Origin of the sequence: Bernardetia sp. ABR2-2B (assembly GCF_037126435.1) — a bacterium.
Lineage (GTDB): Bacteria > Bacteroidota > Bacteroidia > Cytophagales > Bernardetiaceae > Bernardetia.
In genome coordinates, this window is record NZ_CP147020.1 from 4915881 (window position 1) to 4937349 (window position 21469).

At 32.8% G+C, this 21469-nt stretch carries 13 protein-coding genes; 7 read left to right on the top strand and 6 right to left on the bottom strand.

Annotated elements, in window-relative coordinates; all coding sequences use genetic code 11:
- The first annotated feature begins 67 nt into the window (after positions 1 to 67).
- From WAF17_RS20620 to WAF17_RS20640, 5 genes are all read left to right on the top strand, one after another.
- Positions 68 to 607, top strand: a complete 540-nt coding sequence (locus tag WAF17_RS20620; RefSeq protein WP_338763888.1) for a hypothetical protein — start codon at positions 68 to 70, stop codon at positions 605 to 607.
- 230 nt (positions 608 to 837) lie between these two features.
- A complete protein-coding gene (murD, locus tag WAF17_RS20625; protein WP_338763890.1) occupies positions 838 to 2214 on the top strand; it encodes a UDP-N-acetylmuramoyl-L-alanine--D-glutamate ligase in 1377 nt (458 codons plus the stop codon).
- A 228-nt stretch (positions 2215 to 2442) separates the two neighbouring features.
- Entirely contained in the window at positions 2443 to 3306 is an 864-nt protein-coding gene (locus WAF17_RS20630) for a hypothetical protein (RefSeq protein ID WP_338763893.1), read from the top strand.
- Between the two features lie 98 nt (positions 3307 to 3404).
- Positions 3405 to 4283, top strand: coding sequence for a hypothetical protein (locus WAF17_RS20635; RefSeq protein WP_338763896.1), 879 nt, complete (start codon positions 3405 to 3407; stop codon positions 4281 to 4283).
- A gap of 10 nt (positions 4284 to 4293) precedes the next feature.
- Entirely contained in the window at positions 4294 to 5079 is a 786-nt protein-coding gene (locus tag WAF17_RS20640; protein WP_338763899.1) for a TIGR02757 family protein, read from the top strand.
- A 75-nt stretch (positions 5080 to 5154) separates the two neighbouring features.
- On the opposite strand, the gene WAF17_RS20645 is transcribed toward WAF17_RS20640, so the two are convergent.
- A complete protein-coding gene (locus WAF17_RS20645; protein WP_338763902.1) occupies positions 5155 to 5955 on the bottom strand; it encodes a porin family protein in 801 nt (266 codons plus the stop codon).
- Between the two features lie 47 nt (positions 5956 to 6002).
- Positions 6003 to 6728, bottom strand: a complete 726-nt coding sequence (gene ubiE / locus WAF17_RS20650) for a bifunctional demethylmenaquinone methyltransferase/2-methoxy-6-polyprenyl-1,4-benzoquinol methylase UbiE (protein ID WP_338763905.1) — start codon at positions 6726 to 6728, stop codon at positions 6003 to 6005.
- 150 nt (positions 6729 to 6878) lie between these two features.
- Between ubiE and WAF17_RS20655 the strand changes: the two genes are divergently transcribed.
- Both WAF17_RS20655 and WAF17_RS20660 read left to right on the top strand, forming a co-directional pair.
- A complete protein-coding gene (locus WAF17_RS20655) occupies positions 6879 to 10769 on the top strand; it encodes a two-component regulator propeller domain-containing protein (RefSeq protein ID WP_338763908.1) in 3891 nt (1296 codons plus the stop codon).
- A gap of 231 nt (positions 10770 to 11000) precedes the next feature.
- Positions 11001 to 14510, top strand: coding sequence for a GMC oxidoreductase (locus WAF17_RS20660; protein WP_338763910.1), 3510 nt, complete (start codon positions 11001 to 11003; stop codon positions 14508 to 14510).
- 159 nt (positions 14511 to 14669) lie between these two features.
- On the opposite strand, the gene WAF17_RS20665 is transcribed toward WAF17_RS20660, so the two are convergent.
- The 4 genes from WAF17_RS20665 to WAF17_RS20680 form a co-directional block, all read right to left on the bottom strand.
- The gene (locus WAF17_RS20665) at positions 14670 to 16823 is read right to left on the bottom strand and encodes a S46 family peptidase (protein WP_338763913.1); all 2154 of its coding nucleotides are present in this window, start codon (positions 16821 to 16823) and stop codon (positions 14670 to 14672) included.
- A gap of 258 nt (positions 16824 to 17081) precedes the next feature.
- Positions 17082 to 18335, bottom strand: a complete 1254-nt coding sequence (locus WAF17_RS20670; RefSeq protein WP_338763916.1) for an ABC transporter permease — start codon at positions 18333 to 18335, stop codon at positions 17082 to 17084.
- Positions 18336 to 18485: 150 nt separating this feature from the next.
- Positions 18486 to 20306 carry an ABC transporter ATP-binding protein gene (locus WAF17_RS20675; RefSeq protein WP_338763919.1) on the bottom strand — a complete coding sequence of 607 codons (1821 nt, stop codon included), beginning with the start codon at positions 20304 to 20306 and terminating at the stop codon, positions 18486 to 18488.
- Positions 20307 to 20587: 281 nt separating this feature from the next.
- Entirely contained in the window at positions 20588 to 21073 is a 486-nt protein-coding gene (locus WAF17_RS20680) for a hypothetical protein (RefSeq protein WP_338763922.1), read from the bottom strand.
- Positions 21074 to 21469 lie beyond the last annotated feature (396 nt).

Here is a 21469-nt window from a genome sequence, read left to right on the forward strand (position 1 = left end):
AATATCAGTAACTACTCATAAAGAAAATAATATATTTGAGTGTTCATATCTAAACCTTTTTATAATTATGTTACCTACAAAAAAAACAAGTAACCTTCCATCAAAGACAGAAGACGGAATTATATGGAAAAATAATTTTTGGAAACGAAAAACAACTATATTTTATGCAGGAAGAGAGATAGGATATTTTCAAATGAAAGGATTCATAACTTTAGGAGGGCGTGGAATCTTAATAGATAGAGAGTTTGAGATAAAAGCAACAAATATTTGGCAGACCAAATTTGAAATTACTGATAAGACAAGTAATAAGAAAATAGCTCTTATCAAAAATAATATGTGGAACGGAAGGATTCGTTTGTATGTAGAAAATGAAGTATTTCGTTTTAAGCAAAATATATGGGGAAGTGGTACGTGGTGGTGGCAACGTGAAAATGGAACAAAAGAAGAAAAAAACGAAAAACTTATCAAAACATCCATTCTTAATTACTTTACTGGAAAAGGACAGTTTAACTTTGGAAATACGAGAGAAAGTAACCTAAATGCACTTATTTTGGGAGGGATTTTCATAAAGACACTAAATAACGAAGGTTATTCTATGAATTACTAGCTTCGACTCCTGCACCAAAAACTCTTTTGTTTTTCAAAAAGAGATAATTATAGATACATAAAAGTAAATTTTGTTTTAGAATTTTTTTTACGTAAATTTTAAATTAAAACTATGAATATTCAAATTTGTAGTTGATATTTATTTTCACTTGCCGTTATTGATGTTTTAGCGTAGCGACACCAACAACAAAATATATTTCTTCTAATTATTCCTTTTTATCTTTTACAATTATGAAACAAAAAAATGTAGTTATTCTTGGTGGTGGAGAAAGTGGTATAGGTGCAGCTCGTCTTGCAGCTGAAAAAGGGTATAATGTTTTTCTATCTGAGAAAAATAAACTCTCTGATGAAAATAGATATGAATTAGAACATCATAAAATTTTTTATGAAGAAGGAAAGCATACTGAATCAATTGTTTTGGGAGCTGATTTGATTATCAAAAGTCCAGGTATTCCTGAAAGTGCATCGATTATGGAAGCTATTCGGTTAGAACATATAGATGTAATCTCTGAAATTGAGTTTGCTTCTCGTTTTGTTTCTGGAAAAATAATAGCAATCACAGGAACAAATGGCAAAACAACAACTACACTTCTGACCTATCATTTACTCAAAAGTGCAGGTTTGAAAGTGTGTTTGGCTGGAAATATTGGAAAAAGTTTTGCTCGGGAAGCTATTGAGGACAACTATGATTATTACGTTATAGAAGTAAGCAGTTTTCAATTAGATGATATTGATGAATTTCGTCCTCATGTAGCTGTGTTGCTCAACATTACACCTGACCATTTGGATAGATACGATTATCAGATGGAAAACTACGTAAATTCAAAATTTAAAATTAATGAAAATCAGAGTAACAAAGATTTTTTTATTTATAATGAAGAAGATATAGAATCGCTCAAGCATATTCGTTTTCATCGCCTTGCTGGAAGAATGCTTCCTATTAATATCTCTAAGCAAAAAGAATATTTATCCTTACAAAACAAAATCAGAATCTCGGCTACTCCTGCCCAAATGTTAGATATTCCAGTTTCTGATTTACCACTCAAAGGAGCGCATAATTTTCTCAATACAGTGGCTGCAGGAATGGTCGCACAGATTATAGGGCTTTCAGATGAGCAAGTCATAGAAGGCTTAAAATCATTTATCAATGCGCCTCACAGGTTAGAGAAAATAAAAACAATAAAGGGAATTACATTTATAAATGATTCGAAGGCAACGAATATAGACGCTGTTTCTTATGCTCTTGAAAGTTTTGATAAACCTCTAATTTGGATTGTTGGAGGTGTTGATAAAGGGAATGAATACGAAGTTATTGAAGAATCTGTCAAGAAAAATGTACGTGCAATTGTTTGTTTGGGAAAAGACAACAAAAAAATAACTACTTTTTTTAAAGGAAAAGTAAGCGAAATTAGAGAAACAAATAGTATGAAAAAAGCTATCGAAACGGCTTTTAGTTTAGCAGAAAGTGAAGATGTTGTTTTGCTTTCTCCTGCTTGTGCAAGTTTTGATTTATTCAAAAATTATGAAGATAGAGGAGACCAGTTTCGTCGTTATGTGCAAGAATTAGCTCTCAATACTAAAGAAAAACAAGAACCTGAAAAGGTGTAAGTAATGATAAGTTGTTTAAATCATTAGTGATAAATGAATACAAATAACTCATTATCAGCAAATTAAAAATTGAAAAATAATAACTTAGTTTAACTACTATCATAAAAACAAAGAAAAACTATAAAACTTGACTTTTTTAGACAAAAAATAAAAACAACTTTTAACAAAATTTTTCGTTAATTGACGTATCAAGTTTATTTCACAATTTAATCACTTTACTTTTTAATTATGACAACAGAAGATTTTTATAATGATGAAACAGTATCACTTCACGTAAACGATGAGTTTGTAAAAGTACGTCAGCAGGGTTATAGTGTAGAGCTAGGAGATACTATTTCTAAAGGCTGGGATTTTATGAAACCTCATATTGGTTCTCTTATAGGGTTTCTAATCGTTGCTTTTATTATATCTATAATATTTGGTGTTATTCTAACATTTACAGTTTCTCTAGTTCCGTATGTAGGGCAGTATATCAGTCAGATAATTAGTGGAGCATTTAGCTCTGTACTGATGGCAGGGTTTTACTATTACTTTACAAAAGAGTATAAAGATGGATATGCTACATTTTCCGATTTTTTTGAGAGTTTTCAAGATGCAGCTACTTTGATAGTTTCAGGTCTTTTGACGAGTATAATTACTTATGCACCTTTATTTATTGTAGGCTTAGTAATTAGTATATTTGTAGGAGCAGGAAATTATGCCAATATAACAGACCCAAGTGAGATTTTTCAAACAATATTTGCTGGAGGAGTAGGTATTGCCATATTCGTAGGAGGGATTATGTCTGGTCTGATTGCTATTCTATATACGTTTACTATACCTATTATTGCAACAAATAGTAATATGGGAGCTTGGCAAGCAATGGAAATAAGTAGAAAACTTGTTTCGGCTAATTATTTAGGTGTTTTAGGTTTTATTATAATTCTTTTTTTACTCAATGTAGTCGGAGCTATGTGTTGTTTAGTAGGACTATTCATAACAGGACCTCTTACTTATGCTTCTACTTTTATTCTTTATACAAAACTAGTAGAAAAAAATGGCGCAGGAGAGTTTTTCTACGGAGATGAAAAAGCTCCTTTAGATGCTATTTAATTTGCAGTTTTCTAAAAAAAATAATCAAAAAAAGTCTTTCTAATTATATAGTAAGGCTTTTTTTGATTTTACTATTCCTCTATTTATCATTAATATTTATGGAAAATCAAGATAACGAGAATTTTTATACAGAAGATGACCTTCTTCAAAATAAGACAGGACTTACTCCTACTGATGAGTTTGCAAAGATTCGTTCAGAAGGATATAGCGTAGAGTTTTCAGATACACTTAGTTCTTCTTGGGACTTTATGAAACCCTATTTGGGACAGCTTGTTTCTTATACACTTTTTTGTTTTTTTGCTGATTTGACCTTATCTTTTATCATTCCACAAATTGTGAGCTTTATGGGTAACTTGGGTTACTTAGTAGGTACAATAGTTAATTTGACTCTAATTTCTGCCCTCTTAGCTGGTTTCTATTCCTTTTTTGAAAAAGTTTATCAAAAAGATAGATTTTCATTTCAAAATTTATTTGATGGTTTTCAGCATATCAAAGAACTTGCTTTACATCAAATCTTGGTTGTTATGATGGTAGCACTTCCTTTTTTGGGTATGTTTTTTTTAGCTCAAAAAATTGGTATTAATAAAACAGTAGATATTTTTGACATAAATACATACGAAGTGTTCACTATTTTATTTTATTTCATTTTTAGTCTTCCTTCTCTATTGGTTTTTACATTATATATTTTTGCACCTATTTTGATTGTGGTGGCAAGAATGAGTTTTTGGTCTGCTATGGAAGTAAGTCGCAAACTTGTTTTGGGGAATTATATAGGTGTCTTTGGTTTTGTTATAGGGTTTACACTTATAAACAGTATTGGATTACTCTTATTGGGTGTAGGAACATTATTTACAATTCCTCTGACTTTTGCTGCTACTTTTATTCTCTACACAAAGCTCATTGAAAAAAATGGAGGTGGAACTAATTTTGGTGGAGATTTTTATACCAATGAGAACGCTCCTTTAGATGCTATTTAATAAATAGATTATGATAAAATTAAAATCAAAAAATTTCCAAAAGACAAAAGATTTTTTAGACGAAAAATATGAAAAATACAATCATATTGATTTTGTAGAAAATGACCCTATTCAAATCCCTCATCGGTTTACAAAAAAACAAGACATTGAAATTTCGGCACTTTTTGCAGCCGTTTTAGCGTGGGGATTACGAAAGACAATCATCAATAAATGTAATTTGATAATGGAATTGATGGACAATTCGCCACACGATTTTATTCTAAATCATAAAGCTTCAGATTTGAATAATGTAGGTTTTCAAGAGTTTAAACACCGTACTTTTAATTCTACTGATTTCCTTTATTTCTTAGATTTTTTACAGCGATTTTATCAAAAAAATGATTCTTTAGAAGCTCTTTTTTCTTCAAAAAAAACACAAAAAGAAAATATAGCTCATTTTCATAACACTTTTTTTGATATAGATTATGCACCACAAAGAACCAAAAAACATATCAGTACGCCTGAACGAAAATCAGCTTGTAAGCGACTAAATATGTATTTGCGTTGGCTAGTCAGAAAGGACGATAAGGGCGTAGATTTTGGTATTTGGGGAAATATTTCTCCTTCCATTCTGATTTGTCCATTAGATATTCACGTAGAAAGGGAAAGTAAAAAGCTAGGGCTACTAGAAAGAAATATTTCAGATTGGAAAGCAGCCGAAGAACTTACCCAAAACTTGAGATTATTTGATGCGAACGATCCTGTAAAATATGATTTTGCACTTTTTGGTTTAGGAGTAGAGAACAAACGTAAATAAAATATAGAAAATAAAAAACTCTAACAGAATAATATTTCTATTAGAGTTCTTATAAAGAATGGTTATGTTTATTAGTTATTCAAAATGAAATAATAATGATATTTTATGTGTAGTCATTCTATCAATATTTTTGAAATAAACACTCTGATTACGCAGATTCATATTTGCAATTCCGTGTGTGAAACGAATTTCGGGAGCAAATTTGAAAAAACTAAAATAGTGATCCCAACCCAAACCATAAGTAACCTCTAAGTTATAATCTTCCATTCCGAAGGCTTCCTTATTATCACGCTGCTTTCTCCCACCTACTTTTATACTAGGTACAATACCACCAACCATATAAAGGCGATTATTATTTCTTCGTATAGATTTATATTTTAATAAAATAGGAAAATCAAAAAATACACTTTCAACAGGAACTTTTGTATCTACATATTTTCCAGTAGCACGTTCTAGTTGTTTGTGAGTAACGCTATATTCATACAAACCTACTGTTGGCGTAAAGCGAAAGTTCCATTGTTCGGCTAGAGGAAGGTCTATAATCATTCCAACAGCAAAATTACTCATACTACGTTGAGGCAATAGAGCAATAGTGGTATCTGTATTGTCAGCAAAATAATTAGAATAATCTATTCGCATCGTAGCATAATGCATTCCTAATATAAAACCATAATGCAAAGGTTTTGAATCATAATCAGGAATATTAAGACTTTTATCTTTTCGTTTTCTTTCTTGATTAACAGGCTTTTTCTTATTTACGTCTTGAGCCAATGCAGAAGAAAAGTTTCCAAAGCATAAAAATAACATTAAAAACAAAACTGCAAAAGAAGCAGAACTAAAGAGTCTAAATGAGTGTTTTTTTTGTTCGATTTTCATAGAATATTTTTTGTCATTGATAAGAAACAATAGCAAATTAATTACAATTATTTCTTTCCATAATAAATTGAGCTTATTCCAAAAGTAAGGGCTTCATCTCGTGTAAAAACAAAACCTACTTTTTCCATTATTTTAAGAAAGTCTTCTCCATAAGGAAATGCAGCCACAGATTCAGGTAAATAAGTATAAGCTGATGTATCTTTCGAAATTGTTTTTCCAATTCTTGGAAGTACCTGTGCTGAATAAAATGAGTAGAATTGTTTTATAGGAAATGCTTCTGGTTGTGAAAATTCTAGTACAACAAGCGAACCACCTTTTTTCAAAACTCGGTAAATATCGGCTAATCCTTTCTCTAAGTTTTCGAAGTTACGTACTCCAAAAGAAACGGTAACAGCATCAAAAGTATTGTCCTCAAAAGGTAGTTTTTCAGAATCTCCAATCTTCAAATCAATAGTATCTTGTAGCCCTAATTTTTCTATTTTCTCTCTTCCAAAAGAAAGCATTCCTGTCGAAATATCTACGCCAACAATCTTTTTTGGTTTGAGTTTTTTGTAGGCTTCAATAGCAAAATCTCCTGTTCCTGTTGCTACATCAAGCATAAGCTGAGGGCGTTCAGATTTGAGATACGAAATCGCTTTTTTTCTCCAAATAATATCAATTCCACCACTCAAAATTCGGTTGAGTAAGTCGTAGTTATTCGATATATTATCGAACATTTGTGCTACTTGGTCTTTTTTAGAAGCTGTTTGGTCTTTATAAGGAATAACTGTCATAATCTTTGTGCTATATTTGTTAAAGAGTTTGCAAAAATAAATAAAAAATAGAACGTAAGCCTAATTTATTCAAAAACTAATAGTAATTTGTAGTATCAATAAGCTATCAGCTTTATAAACTTCATAAAAATAATCCATTCTACTAATAAAGTGTTTTTTATTTCTACCAAAGGTCAGTTTTATTCTTCCTCTATTTCACAATTTGTGAAAGGCTTTTGTTTGTGCATTCTACTTTGTATTTCTCTTTTAGCTTCTACTGCCAACTCTTTTGCTCAATCTTTTCTTTCTGCTTCCAAAAAAATAACACAATATAGTCAAAGCACTTGGCAAAAAAGAAATGGGCTTCCTCAAAATAGTATTACCTCAATTACACAATCTGATGACGGTTACCTGTGGATAGGAACGCATAATGGACTTGTAAAATTTGATGGAAGAGAGTTCAAAATTCTTTCTGCACCTACGGACTCAAAAAATAATATAAATGAAGGAATTCCAGATAACTTTGTTTCGGTAGTGAAGAGTACACAACAAGATGGTCTTTGGATTGGAACAAATGGAGAAGGACTTTCTAATTATAATTTTCTTACTTTCAAGAATTTTGATACACAGAAAGACCTTGTAAATAATACTATTCTTTGTTTGGAAGAGTGGGAGGAAAGTATTTGGATAGGAACGCCAAAAGGACTTAGTCGTTATCGTAGAAATGTATTTAGAAACTATACTAAAAAAGATGGTCTTCTAAATATAAAAATAAATACACTTTTAAAGGATACCAAAAACGGACAAAATGCACTATGGATTGGAACAGATGAAGGACTGGCAAAGTTTAATTTGGATTCTGGAAAAATCATTCCTGTTTCTCTTCCTCTGCCTGATTTGCAGATACTGACTTTAGAAAGTGATGATAAAAATAACCTATACATAGGAACAGCAAACGGACTTTTGTATTGGAATATTGAAACAAATGAGCTGTATAATTTTAATGATAAAAATCAACTTGTACAGAATGCAACAATAAACACGCTGTTTATTGATAAATTAGGTTCGCTTTGGATAGGAACAAATAGCAAAGGACTTTTGCGTTATGTACCAAACTTAGAAACTTTTGAAGCCTTGACTACAAAAGAAGGATTAGCCAGTAATAGCATAACAGCACTTTTTGAGGACAAAGAAGGTAGTTTGTGGGTAGGAATGAATAGAGGAGGACTTTTACGATTGAATGATAGCAAATTTACACCCTATTCCACTTTAGAAGGACTTTCTGATAACCTCACGAATTGTGTTTTTACGTATTCTGATGAAGAAAATAAAACTCAATCTCAATCTCAAATATGGATAGGAACACAAAGTGATGGAATTTCTATCTTAAATCAAGATGATACTTTTTCTTATCTGACAATCAAAAATGGATTACCTCATAATCACGTCAGAAGCATTACAGCTACAAAAAACGAATCAAATCAATCTCTTTTTTGGGTAGGAACATACGGAGGGGGAATAGCAAAATATAATGCAGAAACAAAACAAACGATAACTTTTGATACAAAAAACGGCTTAGTAGGAAATTTTGTTAGGGCTATCAGAGTTAGTCAAAAACAGCCAAAAATACTCTTAATTGCCACAACAGAAGGACTAAGTATTTTTGATGAGAACAAAACAGGGGTAAATAAATTTACAAACTACACTATTTCAAACGGTTTGGCTTCTGATAATATAACTTGTGTTTTGGAAGCTCAAAATGGACAAATTTTTCTAGGAACAGAAGACAATGGAATACTATTAATAGATAATCCTTATTCAGAAGACACTACTCCACCTTCATTTTTTTCATTCACTACGCAAGATGGATTAGCCGATAACTTAGTTTTGAGCCTGTATGAAGACCCTTTAGATAATACGATTTATGTAGGGACAAAAAATGGAATTTCTACTTATGATAATGGAAAAATAACTACTCCAACATCAACAAGTCATTGGTCTAGTGATGCTATTCACTCTATCCTAAAAGTAAGTTCGACGTGGTGGTTTACAAGTAACGATGGTGTTTGGACAGTTTCGAACGATAATTTTAGAAATTGGATGACAGAAAAAACCGATAGTTTAAATATTACTTCTTACGATGAAAATGATGGATTGCGAAGTAGCGATTGTGCTTCTCTTTCTTCTCCGAGCATTACGACTGATAAAAATGGAAATATTTGGATTCCGACAGCTCAAGGAGTTTCTTCTTTTAATTATACCACTTTACATAGCCTTTTGCCCAAGCCTAATGTAATCGTAGAAAGCGTTTTTGATGAAAATGGAAACAACTGGATAGCAAGAGAAACCAATAAAAACGGAAGAGTTGTTTTTCCTTCGGATTTCAATAGCTTAGAAATTCATTTTGATGCCCTTACTTTTATTTCTCCTCAAAAAACGATGTATAAATACAAATTGGAGGGATATGATAAAGAATGGCGATTCACAGATAAAAGAACTGTTTTTTATGGCGATTTACCTCCTAATAAGTATATTTTTCAAGTAAAGGCAGCCAATAGTGATGGCGTTTGGAATGAAGAAGGAACAAGTTTTTCATTCAAGATAAAACCAAAAATAACACAAATAATTTGGTTTTGGTTAGCAATTTTGGGGTTAGTATTTGTTATTGCTTATTTGATTTATAAATGGCGAACAGGAATCATTGAGAACCAACGTAAAAAACTAGAAGAGCTTGTAGAAAGCCGTACGGAAGCATTATTAATCCAAACCACAGAAACACAAAATCAAGCCTCAGAATTGGCAGTTATTGACAAAATTGTTGCAAGTGTAAATCAGCAAGTTACCTTCAAAAATGTTCTGACAACACTTTTAGAACAAGCTCTGACACTTGTAAAAGATACAGAAAAAGGATATTTTTTATATTATCAAGAAGATTATTTTCATGTTGCTGTTCCGAAAGGCTATACACATCGTTTGCCTGAAAAACTATCTTTTGATAAAGTAATTAATTATTTCAAATGGGGTGTTCCATTAGCTCGGTACTTTTATAAGGTTTATCCAACAGAGAGAGAATATTTACTTGCGCCTTATACGCCTCGTTTTTCGCTCGTTATTCCAATTTTGATAGGAAATTTTCCAGAAGCAATTTTGGTTTTTGATTTTGAAAAAGAGCGTTCATTTTCTCTTACAGAATCTCGCCAGTTACAACGTTTTACCGAACATGCTGTTTCTTCGTTCTTGAAAGCGAGAGCATATAGAGAAGTTCAGTTACAAAAAGAAGCACTACAAGATACTGTCGGACATCTTTCGGATAGTATTCAGTATGCCTTCCGTATTCAACAAGCTATTTTAAAAAATCCTGTTGAAATAAAATCTCATTTTGAAGATGCTTTTGTTTTTTATCGTCCTCGTGATGTTGTGAGTGGAGATTTTTATTGGTTTTATGAAAATAAAGATACAGGTGTTCTTACTTTTGCAGTTATTGATTGCACTGGACATGGTGTTCCAGGAGCGTTTATGACGGTTATGACAAATTCTATTCTGAATCAAATAATTAGAGAAAGTCATGTAGAAGACCCTGCCGAAATACTGACACTTTTAGATAAAAAATTAGAAGAGACATTTTCAAATGATTCGAAGCGAAAAGATGGAATGGATATAGGAATTTTTAGTGTCGATAAGGCCAAGAAAACTCTTAATTATGCTGCTGCAAAACTAGACTTATGTTTTATTAGAGATAATGAAATTCATCAAATCAAGGCTACTCGTTACCCAATTGGAAATATGGGGACAAAGAGAGTACAAGAAAAAAACTTCAAAACTCATTCCATTGACTATCAAAAAAAGGATGTTTTTTATCTGTATTCAGATGGTTTTCCAGACCAGTTTGGAGGGGAAGAAAATCGTAAGTTTATGAGTCGTCGTTTTAGAGAGTTTTTATTAGAATATCATTATTTGTCAGGTTCAGAACAAGAAGAAAAACTAGCAGTAGCTTTAGAAATGTGGCGTGGAGACCTCAAACAAACAGATGATATTTTGGTAGTTGGTGTGCAAGTGGAATGAATTTTTAGTTAAAAAAACAATTACTATATCAATACAGGTCAGTCTTGTTAGAGCAGACTGAAAGTAGCTTTTTTAGTATATAAAGAAGTGTTTTAGGCTGTTCTTAATGACAAGTTCACATCAAGTAAATATAAAATCAACACAAATTGATTCTCAAATCCTATGTATTTTTCATTTTTTTAAGTAGATTAGTGAAAGAAATAATTTCACTCTAACTCTTACTAAATTTTTATGAAAAATCGTCGTTTATCCAAACCTATCGAAAAAATGCTGCCTCATTATGATGTAGTTGTGATTGGTTCTGGTTATGGAGGTTCAATTACAGCCTCTCGCCTTTCTCGTGCAGGAAAAAAAGTGTGTTTATTAGAACGAGGAAAAGAATATCTGACAGGAGAGTTTCCAGATACACAAACAGAAGCTGCTGCCAACATGCAGTTTAATCTAAATAATAAAAGAACGGGTTCTGAATCTGCTCTCTATGATTTTTGGATAGATGATGATATAAATATTTTTAAAGGTTGTGGCTTAGGTGGTACTTCGCTTGTCAATGCAAACGTTTCTATTCGCCCAGAAAAATGGGTGCTAAAAGAAAAAGTCTTTCCCAAAATTTTGCAAGAGGAGTCTGAAAACCCTGAAAGTGATTTAGAAGAAGGGTATCGTTTAGCCTATCAAATGTTAAAGCCAAACCCTTACCCTGAAAATTTTCCCAAACTAGCTAAATTAGAAGCTCATCGAAAGTCTGCAAAGGCAATGAATAAGCCTTTTTATAAAACAGATATAAATGTCAATTTTGATATTGATGGAGAAAATCATGTAGGAGTAGAACAAAAACCTTGTAATTTGTGTGGAGATTGCGTTTCGGGTTGTAATGTAGGCGCAAAAAACACAACCATGATGAACTATTTGCCTGATGCTGTTAATTTTGGTGCAGATATTTTTGTCGAATGTTCGGTTTCTCATTTAGAAAAAAGTGGAACACAGTGGATTGTTCATTTTGAGCTGTTGGGAGCGCAACGTCATAAGTTTGATGCACCAGAAATGTATGTAACGGCAGATACTGTAGTTTTGTCAGCAGGAACATTGGGTTCTACTGAAATTATGCTTCGTTCCAAAGATAAAGGTTTGACAGTTTCTAACAAACTAGGTTTTCATTTTTCTGGAAATGGCGATGTTTTAGGTTTTGGATATAATACCGAACATAAAATAAATGGTGTAGGAAGAGGACAGCATTTGGATAAAGAAAACCCTGTTGGTCCTTGTATTACTTCTGTGATTGACCTTAGAAAAACAGAATATAAAGAAGAGGGAATGATTTTGGAAGAAGGTTCTACTCCTTCGCCAATGGCAAAGTTTTTTCCTGAATTTATGGCTACTATGGCTCTCATGGCAGGAAAAGATGAAAGCAAAGACGGTTTTGTAAGTGAAATAAAAGAGAAGAAAAGAGAATTAGAAAGTGTTGTTAGAGGACCTTATAAAGGAGCAATTCAGAATACACAAGTATATTTGATAATGACACACGATAAAAGTGCTGGTGTATTATCTTTAAAAGATAATCGTTTACAGATTGCATGGAAAGGTGTAGGACACGAAGAAATATTCAAAAAAGCCAGTGACCGTATAGGAGAAGCCACAAAAGCACTCAAAGGAACGAGTGTTCCAAACCCAACATGGACAAAATTATTTAATCAAGACCTCGTAACTGTTCACCCATTGGGAGGCTGTATTATGGGAGAAGATACTCGTGAAGGTGTGGTAAACCACAAAGGACAAGTATATTGTACAAAAGCAGGAGAAGATGAGGTATATGAAAATCTTTATATCGCTGATGGTTCGATTGTCCCTCGTTCGTTGGGAGCAAATCCACTCCTTACTATTTCAGCACTTTCAGAACGAATTTGTAAGATTATGGCAAGAGATAAAGGTTGGGAAATTAATTATGATTTGCCTTCAAAACCATCTATCCTAAGAGAACAAGAAAAAATGCCTATTGGAATTCAGTTTACTGAAACTATGAAAGGATTCATTAATCATAAAATAGCCGAAGAACCAAAATGCGAAACACCAAAACAGTTTGAGAGAGAATATGATTTAGGAAAATCCAAAAATCAAGAATTTAAAATTACTCTGACTGTAATTTGTGAAGATTTGAAAAAAATGTTAGATGAAAAAGAGCATCTCTCAAGAATGGTTGGAACAGTAGAAGCTCCTTCACTTTCGGCAGACCCGCTTTTGATTACAGAAGGAAGTTTTCAGCTTTTTATAGATTATGAAGGCGAAATGGAAACCAAACGAATGGTTTATAAAGCCAAATTATTTAATCCTAATGGAGAAAGCTATAATTTTGAAGGCTACAAAACCATACGAGGAGATAAAGGATTCGATGCTTGGAGCGATACAACAACACTTTACACCACCATTTATGCTGATACGGAAAGCGTAAAAAAAGAGTTATTAGACAAAGACGAAAAGTATATCAAATCGCAAGGAATTATTCACGTTCATTTGGCTGATTTTATTAAGCAAATGACAACCATGAAAGCTCTTCATGCAGACACGACAACCGAAAAACTAAAAGCTCTTTATAGTTTTGGGAAGTATTTTGCAGGAAATCTCTACGATACCTATGGAGGAGTTTTGGCTAAAGATTCATTATTCAATCCTAGTGCGCCACCACGAAAAAAACGTCCTTTACGTGCGCCAGAACCACAAATTTATCCAGTCAAGACTTCTGATGGTGTCGAACTTCTTCTTACTCGTTATGACGGAAGAGATAGAGAAGACTTAGAAAATGGCATAAATAAAGGTTCGGTTATGTTAGCTCACGGTTTTAGCGTTTCAGGGCTTATCTTCGAAATTGATACGCCAGATACAAATTTGGTAGAATATCTTTGCGCCCATGGTTATGATGTTTGGGTAATGGAATACCGTACAAGTATTGCACTGCCGTCTGCAAAAGACCAATGCACGGCTGACGATATTGCTATGAAAGACTTTCCTGCCTGTGTAGATAAAATTTTGAAAATTACAGGAGAAAAAGATATTCAACTCTTTACGCATTGTGTGGGTGCAATTACTGGCGTTATGGCAATGTTGGGAGGTTTGAAAGGTGTTCGTTCGATGGTTTGTTTTCAAGTAGCTACCGATATTATTGGAGGTGAACAAATCAAACTCAAAGCTGCTGCACACGTTCCGACACTTCTCAAAAAATTTGGTATCGAAACGATGACTGCTTATACAGATGTAAATTCAAGTTGGTTGGATAAAGCTTTAAATACTGCTGTAAAAGCCTATTCTGCTGTTTTGGGTTCGGATACAAATGATTCAATTGCCAACCGAGTTACATTTATGTTTTCTACTTTGTATGAAAAAGAAAATATTGATGAGAAAACATTTGATTCTTTTCATGAGATGTTTGGAGTAACTAATCTCACTACTTACGAACAACTTACGCTTATGTCAAGAGAAAAGGAACTTCGTAATGCTGACGGAGAAGATATTTATTTGCCTCACGCAAAAGAGCGTTTGAATATTCCGATGTGTTTTGTTCACGGAGAAAAGAATGAAGTCTTTGTTCCTGAAGCTACCGAAAGAACTTATAATCGTCTGAAAAAACTCAATCCAGAGCAGCATTATGAACGCCACGTAATAGAAGGCTACGGACACCAAGATTGTGTTATCGGAAAAAATGCTGACAGAGATGTTTGGCATCATGTAGTAGCATTTTTGGATAAGAATAAGTAATATTTCATAACTGTGAAATCAATTCCTATATGGTGAAGTTGATTTCAATCAAAAAATGTTCACTTTTCTATAATAACAGGTTTTTGAAACCATATTATAAAAAGTGAACATTTTTATTTTAGTATAATAGCAGTAAATATACTTTAGAACCTACTACAATTATTTGCTTTTCTTTCCTTTTTTAGCTCTAACTAAATTCATTTCATCAATAAGACGAGAAGCACCAGCTAGTTTGTCAATACAGAAAAGAACATAACGAATATCAACATTGATACAACGTTTGTACTGCTCATCAAAAACCAAATCGCCTGTCATGGCTTCCCAGTTTCCATCAAAAGCAAGACCGATAAGTTCTCCGTCGCCGTTTATTACAGGACTTCCAGAGTTTCCTCCAGTAATATCATTATTTGTAATAAAGCCAACATGAAGCGTTCCGTCTTTGTCTGCATATTTTCCATACTCTTTAGACATTTGCATTTCTAAAAGAGCTTTAGGAGCATCAAATTCATCATCATTAGGAATATATTTTTCGGCAACTCCTTCTAAAGTAGTAAAATACTGATATTTTACGCCATCTTTTGGAGAATAATCTTTTACATTTCCATAAGACAGACGAAGCGAAGAGTTTGCATCAGGGTAATATGTTTTGTTTTTATTTTTTACCAAAAGTCCTGCTACATAATCTTTCATAGCTAAAGAAACTTCTTCGTTTGCTACTGCTATTTGTGGTGCTATTGTTCTATATGTTGCTATTACAGAAGTGATAAGTTTCATAACTGGATCATTACTTAATACTTCTCCATTTGGGTTTTCTAAAAACTTCATTGTTTTTTCTTCACTTGCAAAAATAGAGTTTTCAAAAAGATATTTAGCGTATTTGTCAAAATTTCCATTATGTTCATTAGCAATTTCAGCAAATATTTCTGGATGATATTTCTTGTCAATATCTGAATAAAACATTCCTAATAAAGCTCCAGTAACATTTTCATCTACTGTTGCCCTGTATTCCTCAAAGTGTTCTTTAGTAGATGTTTTTAATTTTTCAAGCATTCCATCTAATATCTTTTTGGTTTCGTCATTTACATCCATTTCAAGAGACATATTTAACTGTCTGAAACCAGCTCCAAAACTTACAATCTCACTTCCAAAAAATGCTTCTTGCCAATATGCAGACCAAAGTGCATAATCTACCGAGTTACTGTATGCTTTATCCAAACGAGAAAGAGCCGTACTATATGACTCATTACCAGAAGCATCTGCCCACGTTTGATATTCTTTTTCTTGCATACGTTTTTTATCTATAGTTTTGAGGCGTTTTAGTCCTGCATTCTGTCCAATAAAATACTTGTAATAATTACTGATAGAAGCATATTTTGAAGCATAAGCAATACGTGTAGCTGCATCTACGTCCATTTTTTCTTTCATAAGAGAAAGTCTTTTTTCACGCAATTTTATACGAGCAGGATTTGTAACAGCATAATCTACATCAAGACCATACGAAGTTTTGAAACGTTGCGTACTTCCAGGGAAACCAAAAACCATAGCAAAATCGCCTTGTTCTACACCTTTCATAGAAACAGGTAAAGAATGTTTTGGCTCTAAAGGAACGTTTTCAGTAGAATATTCAGCAGGTTTTCCATCTTTACCAGCATAAACACGAAGCAATGAAAAATCGCCTGTATGACGTGGCCACATCCAGTTATCAGTATCGCCACCAAACTTTCCAATTGATGATGGAGGTGCGCCTACCAAACGAACATCTAGAAATACTTCTGATACGAAAAGATAATACTCATTTCCGTAGAAAAAGTCTTTAATATATCCTTTGTAATGTGTGTCTTTTGTGTGTTCTGCAATAATTTCAGCTTTGATTTCTTCTAGTTTTGCAGCTTGTTCTTCAAGATTAAGCCCGTCAAGAGCTTTTTTGACACGCTCTGTTACGTCTTCCATTTTTACCAAGACAGAAGCTGTAATTCCAGGGTTTGGAAGTTCTTCTGCCATACTTTTTGCCCAAAATCCATCTGTTAGATAATCATTATCAACTGTACTATGATTCTGAATCATATCAAAGGCACAGTGATGGTTGGTAAGTAAAAGTCCTTTCGATGAAATCGCCTCTGAAGTACAGAAATTCCAAGACGGGTCGCCATAGCCTAAGCCAAAAATGGCATCTTTTAGACTTGAATTATTAACACTATAAATCTCTTCGGCTGTCAGTTTTAGTCCGTTTGCTTTCATATCAGCTTCATTTAAGCGTTTGACAAGCATAGGCAACCACATACCTTCATCGGCACGTGTATGACCTGTAAGCATAACAAATGCTAAGATGAATGCAGAGATTTTGAGACTAATTTTAAAATTAGGTTTGTACATTATGTGTGTTTAATTTTTAAGATAAGGGAATAAATACAAATTATATAGTTAATTTTTTACTAAATATATAAGGAATCAGTAGTTTTGTTAAAATGATAGCCTACAAATGTAAAAAAAAAATGCTAGTATTTTTAGCAGACGTTAAACAAAACTATATTTTTTGAGAAATAAGGTGTTTTTTTTATGAAAAATGATAATTTAAACCGAACGCATTGCTTCCACAGGGTCTAATTTTGCAGCCAAAATAGCAGGAATAATTCCAGCAACAACACCAATAATAGTGGCAACACTTACTCCCAAAATCATGTTTTTGACAGAAAGTGAAATCACAAATGTATCACTAGAAAAGAAAGAAAGAAAGGATACCAAAACAAGCCCTGCGACTCCTCCAATAATACACAATAAAATAGCTTCAAGTAAAAATTGCCACAAAATAAATCCTTTTTTTGCTCCTAATGCCTTCTGAACACCAATCAGAGAAGTACGTTCTTTTACAGAGACAAACATAATATTTGCTATTCCAAAACCTCCTACCAAAATTGAAAAGAAACCAATTGCCCACCCTGCGAGTGTAAGAACTCCAATTACGCCGTCTAAGAAAACAGCAAATTGTTCTGGTCTGTTCAAAGCAAAGTTTTCTTCTTGTTTGGGGCGTAATCCTCGTTTTATTCGCAAAAGCCCTGTAATTTCTCCTTCTACATTTTGTAAATCTTTATCATTATCAAACCCTTTTATAGAGATAGAAGGTTTTATGCCTGTTTTACCTTCAGGAATCATTTTAGTAAGTGTATAATAGGGCATGATTGTAATATTATCATTACTGGGAGCATCTAAAAGGTTATCTCCTTGTTTTTTCAAAATACCTATTATTCTAAATTTCCGTCCTTTTAATTTGATTATTTTATCAATGGCACTTTCTACATTTTCATTACCGAATAAATCTTTAGCAACTGTATTTCCCAAAATGACCACTTCAACAGCCCTATCTACTTCAATTTGAGTAAAATAACGTCCGTATTCAATTGGAATATCACTTACAATATTGTGTTGAAATGTAATTCCTTGCACTACTAATCCAGAAAGACTGTTTTTTTTGTATTTGGCAGTAAATCCAGAGCGTATAGCAAAAACAGAAACAGCTTGTGCTTCCGTAAGATTCTTTTCTAAGAAACGAAACTCTTCCATACTTGGGTCTGGACGATTTATATATTTCCACCACGGATAATTTTTTTGAAAAATCCAAGGCATTTTTTGTACGTAAATCACATCTTCGCCCAAAAAAGACAAACTTCCCTTAATTCCTTTTTCCAACGCATCGACAAAAGTAAGAACACCAATGATGGCAAAAATACCAATAGTTACGCCTAAAAGAGAAAGTAGAGTTCGTAATAAATTACTTTTTAATGCTCCCAATGCCATTGAAAGACTTTCTAACCACAAAGAAAAATTCATACGTTCGTTATTTTTTATTCTTCATACCTTAAAGACACAGTATATTTTAGTGCTTTAAAGGGTAGAGTACATTTACTGTATGAGTAGATATTAATGTGGCAATATTACAATTTTGGAAAGAAAAAGGTTTGGAGAAATGGAAATCAATTTCTAACTAGACTTCTGTAACTTCCTTTTGAGCATAATTCTTCTAATCGTATCCAAATCTCCTCTAGGAATAGCTTTTATGAGTTCTCTTGTGTAAGTTCGTTTGGGTTTGTCATAAATATCTTCCGAAAAACCTGTTTCGACAATTTGTCCGTCTTTCATTACCAAAATACGGTCAGCAATAAACTTTACGACAGCTAAATCGTGAGAAATGAAAATATAGGTAAGGTTAAATTTGGCTTTCAGTTCATTCAAAAGATTCAAAACTTGAGCCTGTACTGAAACATCTAACGCAGAAACAGATTCATCACAAATTATAAATTTAGGCTGCAAAGCAAGTGCACGAGCAATACAGATACGCTGACGTTGTCCTCCAGAAAATTCATGAGGGTAACGATTAAAATGATACGAGTTGAGGTTTACTGTTTCCAAAAGCTCTACTACATAAGCTCTTCTTTCCTTATCATTGTTCATTATGGAATGAATTCGCATGGGTTCCATGATAATTTCTCCTATCGTCATTCTAGGATTTAGTGAACCATAAGGGTCTTGAAAAACGATTTGCATATCTTTTCGGATAGCACGCATTTCTTTCTGATTCAAATCTAATATATTTTTACCTTCAAAAATTACTTCTCCAGATGTAGGCTCTACCAATCTCAAGAGACTTCTTCCTAAAGTAGATTTTCCACAACCCGATTCTCCTACCAGTCCCAGTATTTCACCAGGATAGACATCAAAAGAAACATCATTTACTGCTCTTACAGTTTCTTTTTTATTTGAAAAGAATCCTTTTGTTTTTATAAATTCTTTTGTCAAGTTTTTGATTTGTAGTAAAGGAGTTTGTTGTACTAATTTCTCGTGGTGTTTTCTTAACTCTGCTTCGCTCTGAAAGTTGAGCATTAGAGCTTGACCGACTGACTGAAACTTGGCTTCTGTAATTTCTGAAATCTGTCCGTGTTCGTCAGTTGCCATAAAATCAGAAACGACAGGCAGAACACGCAATTTCAAATCTAAACGAGGGCGACACGCCAAAAGACCTTTTGTATAAGGATGTTGAGGGTTAGAAAAAATATCCCAAACTGCGCCTTCTTCTACTATTTTTCCTTGATACATAACGATAATTCGGTCAGCAAACTCTGCGACAACTCCCAAATCGTGTGTAATGAAGACAACAGACATGTCTTCTGTTTCTCTCAGTTCTCTCAAAATCTCCAAAATTGCAGCCTGTACGGTTACATCAAGTGCTGTGGTAGGTTCGTCTGCAATAAGTAAAAGTGGATTACAAGCAAGTGCCATCGCTATCATAACACGCTGCTTTTGTCCTCCCGAAATTTCATGAGGGTAAGCATTATAAATACGCTCTGGATTACTAAGATGAACTTTTTCAAAAAGCTGAATCACTCGCTGCTTTGCTTCTTTTATAGTAATTTCTTCATGTCTTAAAATAGATTCCAAAACTTGATTTCCACACGTAAAAACAGGATTTAGAGAAGTCATAGGTTCTTGAAAAATCATTGAAATTTCTCCTCCTCTAAGGTATCTTAACTTATCAAAAGGTAGTTTTAATAGGTTTACTTCTCCATATTCTCTTGAGTTAAATAAAATTTCTCCTTCTGTATTACAATAAGGCGCATCAGGTAAAAGACGCATCATAGAAAGCGAAGTAACTGTTTTTCCAGACCCTGATTCTCCTACAATACCAACTGTTTCTCCTTTTTTGAGTTTGAGATTTACATTCTGTACAGCCTTATGATTTCCATTTTCTCCTTTGAAGATAACAGATAGATTATTTATTTCAATTAAATTTGGATTATTAGGCATGAATAAAGTTAGAATTTAGATATTGGAAGTGAGAAGTTTTGTTCATTTCGTTATTGGTGTCGCTATGCTAAAACACCAACAACGGCAAGGATTTTTTTAACTCTAGCTTCTAAAGTCATTTATTTTTACCTAAAAATAGCCATTCTTTATAAGAAATGAAAATACTTTAAAGTTGAAACAGAATTATTTTTTAGAAGCGAAACATTTCTACGTAGAATTGGTGTTTTAGCGCAGTGACACCAACAAAAATCAATCACTTACCAATTATTTATAACTTATGTTTAATTTGGATTCCAATAATATCCTTCTGAAAAAACTTCAAACCCCTTTGGTTCGCCTAGTCGTTCCCACGCTCTATCATTCAGAAAAAGATAACCAAAAGAAGCATTCTGCAAAATAATTTCTTCAATTGCCATTTGAGAAAAAGCATCAATAGCATCAACTCCAAAAGCTGCTGCTGTATAAGAAGGTGCAACTGAAAGCAGAGAAAAAATTTCTGAAACGGCTTCTTCTAAGAATTTGGGATTTACAGTAGCAGAAAGAGAGTTTTTTTGAGCATATTCTAGTTCCTCTTCACTATCAAACGCAAAAAGCCCTTCAAAAGAAACACAAGCTATCCAATATCCATCTCCTCTACGTACTGGATTTGCTTCACTCGCTACCCGTGTTCCATTAGATAAAACAGGAATATTTTCTCTAAAGTAAGTACAAAACTCTTGAACTGACTCATAACCATTGCATTCTGCAACCAAATTGTAATATTTCATTTTATTTTTATCAAATTAAATTTCTAAAACTCTACAATAAAAAAAGAATTTTGTTGTTTTAATTATTTACTGATGTTACGCACTCAAAAGTCAAAAAACAAAACCCATAACTTTAGTTATGGGAAAACAAAATGTGCTGTTTTCTACTCTTATCTACCTGTTTTACCACAATTAAAACCGTGGGTTTCGTTTATTTATAAAAGCAGTTTGTAGAAGTTTTGTTCTTACGTAAGTAAATGAGTAGAATTAAATATAACTAAAAATACTGTAACTTATTGGTAAATGATTTATATGATTTTTAAGATAAAATGAAGATAAATGCAATTTCAAATATAACTTATTATTTTATTATATGATTTTGTATTATCCTGTAATTATCATAGTAATCATAAAAAT

Coding starts and splice junctions, on each gene's coding strand:
- WAF17_RS20620 (WP_338763888.1), top strand. CDS start 68: ATGTTACCTACAAAAAAAACAAGTAACCTTCCATCAAAGACAGAAGAC.
- murD (WP_338763890.1), top strand. CDS start 838: ATGAAACAAAAAAATGTAGTTATTCTTGGTGGTGGAGAAAGTGGTATA.
- WAF17_RS20630 (WP_338763893.1), top strand. CDS start 2,443: ATGACAACAGAAGATTTTTATAATGATGAAACAGTATCACTTCACGTA.
- WAF17_RS20635 (WP_338763896.1), top strand. CDS start 3,405: ATGGAAAATCAAGATAACGAGAATTTTTATACAGAAGATGACCTTCTT.
- WAF17_RS20640 (WP_338763899.1), top strand. CDS start 4,294: ATGATAAAATTAAAATCAAAAAATTTCCAAAAGACAAAAGATTTTTTA.
- WAF17_RS20645 (WP_338763902.1), bottom strand. CDS start 5,955: ATGAAAATCGAACAAAAAAAACACTCATTTAGACTCTTTAGTTCTGCT.
- ubiE (WP_338763905.1), bottom strand. CDS start 6,728: ATGACAGTTATTCCTTATAAAGACCAAACAGCTTCTAAAAAAGACCAA.
- WAF17_RS20660 (WP_338763910.1), top strand. CDS start 11,001: ATGAAAAATCGTCGTTTATCCAAACCTATCGAAAAAATGCTGCCTCAT.
- WAF17_RS20665 (WP_338763913.1), bottom strand. CDS start 16,823: ATGCTTACAGGTCATACACGTGCCGATGAAGGTATGTGGTTGCCTATG.
- WAF17_RS20670 (WP_338763916.1), bottom strand. CDS start 18,335: ATGAATTTTTCTTTGTGGTTAGAAAGTCTTTCAATGGCATTGGGAGCA.
- WAF17_RS20675 (WP_338763919.1), bottom strand. CDS start 20,306: ATGCCTAATAATCCAAATTTAATTGAAATAAATAATCTATCTGTTATC.
- WAF17_RS20680 (WP_338763922.1), bottom strand. CDS start 21,073: ATGAAATATTACAATTTGGTTGCAGAATGCAATGGTTATGAGTCAGTT.